This window comes from Acinetobacter sp. (genome assembly GCF_041911495.1).
GTDB lineage: Bacteria > Pseudomonadota > Gammaproteobacteria > Pseudomonadales > Moraxellaceae > Acinetobacter.
This window is the reverse complement of record NZ_JAYROT010000023.1, coordinates 18,835-27,567: the sequence shown is the minus strand read 5'-3', so window position 1 is coordinate 27,567 and position 8,733 is coordinate 18,835. Positions and strand designations below refer to the sequence as shown.

Annotated in this window: 5 protein-coding genes; 3 read left to right on the top strand and 2 right to left on the bottom strand. The window is 40.2% G+C overall.

Features of this window, described 5'->3' with window-relative positions; all coding sequences use genetic code 11:
- Window positions 1-1,501 (top strand): TonB-dependent receptor domain-containing protein (locus tag ACE3PQ_RS02740; protein ID WP_374295005.1); only part of this gene is annotated, 1,501 nt, incomplete at its 5' end.
- A 111-nt stretch (window positions 1,502-1,612) separates the two neighbouring features.
- Complete coding sequence (locus tag ACE3PQ_RS02735) at window positions 1,613-2,122, top strand: methylated-DNA--[protein]-cysteine S-methyltransferase (RefSeq protein ID WP_374295003.1); 510 nt, start codon at window positions 1,613-1,615, stop codon at window positions 2,120-2,122.
- 2 nt (window positions 2,123-2,124) lie between these two features.
- Here ACE3PQ_RS02735 and ACE3PQ_RS02730 read toward each other — a convergent pair whose 3' ends face one another.
- Together ACE3PQ_RS02730 and ACE3PQ_RS02725 are read right to left on the bottom strand one after the other, a co-directional pair.
- Entirely contained in the window at window positions 2,125-2,667 is a 543-nt protein-coding gene (locus ACE3PQ_RS02730; RefSeq protein WP_374295001.1) for a lytic transglycosylase domain-containing protein, read from the bottom strand.
- Between the two features lie 71 nt (window positions 2,668-2,738).
- Window positions 2,739-4,124: a dihydrolipoyl dehydrogenase gene (locus ACE3PQ_RS02725; protein WP_374295000.1), complete on the bottom strand. Its 1,386-nt coding sequence runs from the start codon at window positions 4,122-4,124 to the stop codon at window positions 2,739-2,741.
- 190 nt (window positions 4,125-4,314) lie between these two features.
- Here ACE3PQ_RS02725 and ACE3PQ_RS02720 point away from each other — a divergent pair, with 190 nt between their 5' ends.
- Entirely contained in the window at window positions 4,315-8,703 is a 4,389-nt protein-coding gene (locus tag ACE3PQ_RS02720; RefSeq protein WP_374294998.1) for a hypothetical protein, read from the top strand.
- Window positions 8,704-8,733 lie beyond the last annotated feature (30 nt).

Below are 8,733 nucleotides of genomic sequence, written 5' to 3'. Positions count from 1 at the left end.
GCAATTTGCTTTGCGTTTAGAAGGGGATAAACGAGAGGCGGACGACTATGCGGTTTCAGGCTATACGCATGATGGCGAAAAAGAAAAGCGTGTCGATGGCACGTGGAATGAAGGACAAAACGCTACGGTAGGCTTGTCGTGGATTGGCGATCGAGGTTATGCAGGGGTTGCCTATAGCGAGCGTAAAGACCAATATGCTTTGCCTGGACACAGCCATGAATATGAAAGCTGTCATCCGCATGGTACACATTTACATTGTGGCTCACATGATGATCACGATCATGAAGAAGAGGGTGAAGACCACGATCATGAAACACATGCACATGAAGAAGCACCGTGGGTTGATCTGAAATCGAAACGAGTTGATTTTCGTGCGGAGTATCAACAGCCATTTGCTGGGATTGAAACCGTCCGTGCGCGTGCAGGGTATACCGATTATCAACATGACGAAATAGATGATGGTGCAGTCAGTACCACCTTTAATAACAAAGGCTACGATGGACGTTTAGAATTTGTGCATGTGCCACTTGCAGGTTGGGAAGGTGTGTTTGGCGCACAATATAGCAACTCAGAGTTTGAAGCATCAGGTGAGGAGGCATTTTTGCCTAAAACCACCACTGAAAATCTTGCAGGCTTTTTAATTGAGCATTATCAATGGAATGATGTGCATTTTGAATTGGGTGCACGTTTAGAACAACAACAGATTGACGCCACCGAAAGTGGTTTAAAAGATTATGACGATACTGCGTATTCAGCTTCGGCATCGGCAAAATGGCAATTCGCGCCTGAATATGCGGCGAGTATTGCCTATAGCTATGGCGAACGCATGCCAAATGCACAAGAGCTTTACGCTAGTGGCGTTCATCTTGCCACCAATACTTATGAAATTGGCAACCAAGATTTAGGTAAGGAAAAATCGCACAATATCGAGATTGGCTTGAGTAAGGATGCGGGTGATCTTGGTTTTGCCTTGAATGCGTTTTATAACCAAGTCGATGACTATATTTATGCCAATACTTTAGATCGCTATGAGAATTTCCGTTTGGTCGAGTATCAACAACGTGATGCAGACTTTATCGGTGCAGAAGGGCAGATCAGTTATCAATTTAGCCCATTATATCGAGGCAAGGTTTTTGCCGATCACGTCCAAGCCCAGTTTAAGGACAATTCCGATTTACCACGTACTCCTGCAACACGCGCAGGTATGCGTTTTGATGCCGATTTCTCTCAACAATTTGGGGATGGCATTCATGGTGGTTTAGAGTATATTTACGGCTTCGAGCAAGATCGTATCGCAGACTTTGAAAAAAGGACACCAGATTATCATCTGCTCAATCTTGACATCAGTTATGAGCAACAGCTAAGTGATTCGTGGTCTTATCAAGTCTATTTAAAAGCAAATAACTTGTTTGATCAGACTTATTATAATCATGCTTCGTATCTGTCGAGTATTCCACAACAGGGACGTAATTTTACCTCAGGGATTCGTTTCCGCTTTTAATTCCGCTTGATATTCTTCTTGTGAAATTATTTGTTTAGAAAATGCTTCAAAGCCCACGTTTGAAGCATTTTTGCTTTAGACTTTAAAGCATCGCAAATAGAATATTAGAAAATGCCCACACTGCTTCCGAAACTGTCTTATCAATGGATTGAATCACCTGTCGGGCAACTCAAGCTGATTGCCAATGACAGCGCACTGGTCGCTGTGTTGTGGGAAGCGGACAAACCCAATCGAGTGTTGCTTGGTGAAATGCAAAATGACACTCAACATCCCATTCTAAAATTGACAGCACTTCAACTGCAAGAATATTTTCATGGCGATAGAAAACAGTTTGATTTGCCACTTGAGTTTTATGGTACTGATTTTCAGAAATCCGTTTGGGGAGAGTTACTCAAGATTCCCTTTGGTGAAACACGAAGTTATTTACAGATCGCACAGGCGCTAAATAATTCGAAAGCGGTGCGTGCGGTCGGCGCTGCCAATGGTAAAAATCCCATCTCGATCATTACGCCGTGTCATCGAGTGATTGGCGCAAATGGTAGTCTGACAGGATTTGCAGGTGGCTTAGACAATAAACAAAAGTTATTGGCACTGGAACAATCTCAGCAACGTTTGTTCTAAACTTACAGTTCATCCTTGAGTTTTTTCTCAAAATTCTTCACGGATTTAATGTACTTACGCACTTTCCAACGTGTCCAAAAGCTTCGTTCATAGCCTGCGGATCCAACGTTGTAATATGCGATCGCTTTTTTCCAACTGCCTGCTTTGTCATGATAGTCCGCTAAAATATAACTGCCACAAAGTATATTGGTACGCTCATCATAGAGATTGCTTCCACAGGTTGCACTCCAATAGCTCGGAATGACTTGCATCAAGCCGACAGCGCCACCTGACGATTTCGCATTTGCTCGGTAGCTTGATTCTTGTTGAATGATTGCCGCAATTAAAATTGGATCAACATCGTGCTTTTCTGAACCCTCAATAATATAAGGTGAAATGCGCTGTGCGGTATTCGAGCTAACAGCATAAGCTTGAGTAATGCCTTGTGCCAATTTCAGACTTTTTTGTTGAGCATTGCCACGAAGCGTACTACAGCCTGTGGCAAAAATTGTAATCAAGCTAACAATAAAAAATACTTTTAAAACTGGCGAAAACATCATTTGCATATACGTATCAATCTATTTGCTCATCAAAATAACATAGATCAACGCTTTTCCATGTAGAAAATTGCCATAATTTAGCCATTCTCACGGAGCTGTCTTCGAGCATGCTTTAAAGCTGAGCGTAAACCTTCTTCTAAAGTCGGGTGATAATAAGGGCGATTAAGAATATCTTCTAATGTCACTTGCTCGGCAATCATCCATGACATCATATGTGCAAGATGTTCTGCGGAATCCATAAAGAGTTCCGCGCCCAATAGTCGCTGTGAAGATTTCTCAATATACACTTCGATACCGCCGTAATTTTTACCTAAAGTGCGTGCTCGCCCTTGATTCTCGAAAGACTGAAAACCTGTAATAAAGACAATATTTCGCTGTTCCAATTCCTTTTTCGACTGACCTGCAATCGCCATTTGCGGATTGCTAAACACAATTGCTAATGGCGATAATTTTGGCAAGGCTTCGACTTGGGGATAATTTAACGCATTTGAAACGACATGCTTGCCAGCGTAGGAGGCAATATGTTGAATAGGGTTTTTGCTAAACGCATCGCCGACCACGAACATTGGATAATCGCCAAGTTGCTTGGTATCGTCATGGATTGGCAGTTTTTTTACATCGGTAAAACTCGCATCGACGTTGTACAAATCTAAAGTGCTGAGTAATGAATTTCGACCAATTGCACTCAAGATATAATCTACCCGAATCGTTTGAGCTTGTCCTTGCTGATCTTGATAGTCGATCACCACTTCATCACCATCACGTGACATCGACGTGGGTAGCGTTTCAAATAAGATATATAGTTGTTGACTGATGTGTGCTTGGGCAATATTTTGCAAATTGTCAGAAGACAGAATCCCCACATGGCGACTACGCGCAAATGTCGTCACTTCCACACCGAGATTGTGCATCGCTTGCGAAAGCTCAATGGCTATCGCACCACTACCAATGACAGCCAATCGTTTTGGCAAATCGGGCAATTCGAAAATATCATCGGTGCTAATCAATCGATCGCCCAATGCTTTTTGATCGTCTTGATCAAAGCGTGGTGTCGACCCGACGGCTAGAATAAAAGCCTTGGCTTGTAATTGTTCACCATTCACTTCAATGGTATTGGCATTAATGAATTTGGCTTGCCCTGAAATTTTATGTTCAGGATTCCATGAGTCTACATCTCGAATCACCGAGCGAGTAAAACGATCACGAAGCGCTTGCACATGTTGCATCACTTGACTGGTATCGGCGTCAACTTTTAGATTTAGCCCGACTCGATCTGCATGGTTTGCGTCATGTAGTCGATTTGCAGTTGAGATAAATATTTTACTCGGCATACAGCCAACACGAGCACATGTAGTATCCCATGCACCGTCATTAATGAGGCGGATGTTATGTGTATGTTTGAGCGCTTCTTTGTAGGCACTCATTCCTGCGGTGCCTGCGCCAATAATGATGAGGTCGAGCATAAAAGTTAATCACTGAAGAGTATCACCTAGAGTTTTATCAGAGATATTGCGAGGTCGATAGTGAAAAGTGTAACAACTGCATTCAAGTGTGATTATTTACAATATTTTTTGTTTTTTTACGTAAAAACGTGTGATAGATTGTACTCTACTATAAGTTTGAATGTGTTTTTCTGGATCGATGGACAATATCATGGAACAAAAATTGAAGAAATTTGGGGTAAATTCTACGTTGTTATTAACTTCACTTTCTCTAGTTGCTTGTGGCGGCGGCGGAAGTGAGGGTTACTATAATAATGAAGGTTCGAATAACAACACAGATAATAGTGGTAATGAATCTGAAACAGATACTTCTAAAGTTGCTGAATCATTAACAGTTAGCTTGCAAGACACGGAAGGCAATAGTATTCAACAGGCGCAAGACGCAACCAAAGTTCAGTTTGCAGTCAAAGTGTTGAATGCTGACAAAGGTGGTATTGCAGAAAAAAATGTCGTATTGAATATCTCGGATACCGATGGTTTGGGTGTCACCAGCGCAGCCTCGAAAGTTGCCTCAGGTAGCAATGGTATTGCGATTTTTGAATTGGATATTCCTACGATTCAAGCAGACTCAGGTAAAGTTAACCTTACTACGACTGTTGATGGTACAACGATTCAACAGGTCTACACATTAAATATTAAAAAAGCCAGTGTGATTGTTAGTGATTACAATTTAAGTGTGCCACAAGGTACGGTATTAAATTTGCCAAAAGGTTCTGCTGATATTGCTGTGCAAGTCACTGACACGAATGGAGGGGTAAAACCTGGACAAACCGTTCAACTTACTTTACCAGCAGAGATGCAAGGTAAATTTGTGATTGCATCAGGTTCATCAATCAGTACAGATGCCGAGGGTAAGGCAACTTTTAAAATTACTGCAAATGCAGATTTAACAACCGCAGAAATTGCGCAGATTATTGCAACTTCGCAGACATTAACGTTTAAGTTGATTGATGAGCATAGAGCTGAAAGACAGGCAACGGCTGCTTTAACCTTTAATGATATTTCTAAGACGGTTAGTGTCTTAGAAGTGATTACGCCAGATACTTCGATTGCTGCGAAAGCTGGTACGGCAAAAGTTCGTGTATTTGCTAAAAATAGTAATGGTGATATTTTAGCGAATACCAAAGTAAAACTGGCGGTAGAAGCTGTTGCTGCTTCTTATGGTGTTACACTGGATAAGGCGGAAGCAACAACCAATGCACAAGGTTATGCTGAATTTACATTGTCTAGTAATGCGACTCATCCTATTGCATTGGCACAACTTGGTATTCAATTAACAGCAACTTATTCTGAAAATAACCAAAATATTAAAGGTAATGCAACAGTTCAGGTTGTGACTGCTGATGAAACTGTAGACAATCAAGAAGCAATTCAACGTTTAGAAATTGCATCTTCATATAAAGTAAATGCAAAAAATGATGATGTTACCATTACAGTTAAAGCAATTGACTTTACAGGGTTCGGTGCGAAAAAAGGTAAAGTAACACTTAGCTTAAACCCAGAAGCACAATCAAATGGTGTTACTTTTGAGGGAGCAAGTACCAAAGATGTTGGTACTAATGGTATAGTCACCTTTAAATTGAAAACCAATGCCACAACAGTAAAAGCAGTTGATGCGTTGGTGAAAGCAGGAATTACAGCAACTTTTACCACAGATAATAATGTAACTAATAAAATTGATATTGCTGTAGAAGATGAAGCTGTTTCAGAAGAAAAAGTTCGATATTTAGCTTTTGAACCCATTACTCAACGTTTTGATTATACAAAATCTCAAGTGATTAAAGTAAGAGTGCAGGCAGTTGGTGAAGGTGATAGTGCGCTTAAAGGCGAATCAATTTCTTTAACCCGTACAGGTTTAACAACTCAACAATTACAAGATTTAGGGCTAACCCCTAAAGGTAGTTCAACTAAGCTGACAGACGAAAATGGGTTTGCGGAGTTTGAATTCCAATATACTTTTGCCAATACTCAAGAACAGAAAGATTTGGTACTTAATCCAGCGGGTATTCGATTATTAGCAAAATCTACGAATGATAAAACACAAATTTTAGATTTAAAATTTAAAGAGCCATCAGCAACTACTGATGTTACTTTAGAGTCTTTGGTCATTGATACGCTAGGTTTAGCGACCTTAGCGGTGAATACACCTGTAACATTAAATGTTATAGTTAAGGCGACAGGTAGTGATGGTCAAGTTTATAAGAACCAAAAAGTTGGCTTAGGTTTAAATGAAGCTGCATTACAAAATGGGGCAAGCATTGTAGGTGGGGCATCCAAGACCACAGATGCAAATGGTAATGCTTCATTCCAAATACAAATTACAGCTAAAAATGTAACTGAATTAGAAAATTTGATAGCGAATGGTTTAACTTTAGCTGTTAAGGGAGCTGAGACTGATATTACCGCACTTAGAAAGATTGAATTGGCTAAACCTGCTGTTGTCTATCAGGATTTGGCTAACTTTACCTTTACAAAAGTAGATGGTACTCCATTAGATACTGTTTCAGTTTTAGGTGGAGAAACACGTGTTAAAGTTGTTGCAAGAGATGCAGCGGGTAATGCGATCCCAAATACACCAATCTCGGTTGCCTTATCTTCTTTAGTTTCTAGTCGAGTGTCATTAGATGGTGTACCTGCAACTACGAATAGTAAAGGTGAAGCTGAATTTACGGTTACTGTTTCAGAAGGTAAATATGATGAGAGTTTGATCAAAAATGGCATTATCTTTGCTGTTGTTGGTACAAACTTGAATAATGGTGATCGCCTACAACAAACTAGTTCAATTGGTATTACTGCGCCTGCAAATGCTTTGAATCCACGTTTAGCCGCAGATGTAAATTCAGTAACAGCAGGACAAACTGTAAAAGTGTATGCTTCAGTTAAAGATGAAATGGGGCTGAATACTGCTGCGGGTACACCAATGCGTTTAAGCCTAAACTCAGAAGCAGTCACTGCTGGTGTGAAATTAGCTAGCGAAGCTGTAGTGGTGCAGGCAAATGGTTCAGTTGCGGTAGACTTGATTGTACCGAAAGGTATTAGTTCAGCAACATTAAATTCTATCGTGGTAACAGGAACAATTCGTGATCCTCGTGGTAATGAAATTCCAACGAATTTGACTTTGACTGTTCAGGATGCAATTAATCCATATCACTTAACGATTGATAGTAATCGTGTATCACTCAGTTCAGCAGGGGACACGGCTCTTGTTACAGTAAAATTGCTAGATGCAAATCAGGGAGGAGTTGCAAATCAACCTGTAACTTTATCTATTGCTGATCCTAGAGCCGCTACTTCGATTAAGGGCTCATCACAGCTTATTACAAATGAGTTTGGCGAAGCAGTCTTTGAACTTTCAATGAAAGCTATTGCTGGTCTAGTGGCACCAATTCCAAATATTGTATTAAGTGCTACCAATACAAATGAAAATGGTGTGGTAGTTTCACAAACTTCTCAACTTCAAGTTCATACACCAACAGCACTTGCTCCTCAACTTGATTTAAAAATTAAAGCATCTAAAGATAAATTACATGTTCGTGGTGATGCAGTTGAGGTATCTGTGTTAGTTACAGACGTGAATGGTTCAAGTCAGTCTGGTAAGGCTGTAACATTGACGATTCCTAATTATCGTAATAATGGAGCTTATATTCGTGGTGCATCAACGATAGAAAGTGATGAAAATGGTTGGGCCAAATTTACTGTCGTTGTAGATGAAGGTTTACGCGGTTCAGGTTATACCGCTGCTCAGTTTGTATCTGATGATTTAAATCTTGAAGCTGTGGTTAAAGATGCACAGAATACAGAGCGCCGCCAAAGCTATTTAATGGATATTGTTTCTGCTGATGTTCCAGTAACGCAAGGAGCGATTACTGTTGTAATGAATCCGAATAAAGTTGGTACAGATGATTCAACAGGTATTTATTATAACTGGCAAGCTTCAGTACAAGTGGTTGATTTGGATGGTCGCCCAGTTGCAGATCAAAAGGTAACAATGGATATTCGTGCTACAGAGTTTGTTCGTGGTCAATGGACAGTAGTAGAAGACCCTAGCACAAAAGAAAAGGCTTGGGTGCAACATCTACCACCAACATTAGCTCCACCGTTGTCATGTGCTGTTCCAGCAACAGATGACCCATCGACACCTTATGATGATCGTAATGTGACTATACATGGTTTGCATAAATTTGATCAAATTCTTAACGCTTACAGGGATGTGTTAACACTTGATCGGAATGGAAACCAAGTATTAGAAACACTTAATGCTGTACGTTTTATTGGTGCAAGTGAAGCTAATCCTTATACTGCAACATATACTACAGATAGGGAAGGAAAATTTGATTTCCAATTACGTTATCCTAAAACCTATGGCGCATGGTTATCTGTTCAAGTTGGAGCAACGACTACCTTATCAACTTATCCAGTACATGGATATCGTACTGTGACCTTACCTACAGTAGCTAATGATTTTGATAAATCAAACTGGGCTTATACACCATCTTTAGATAATACAAGTCCATTTGGTACACTACATACTTGTAAATAAGTTTTATGATTAATGGAAGCTTTCGAGCTT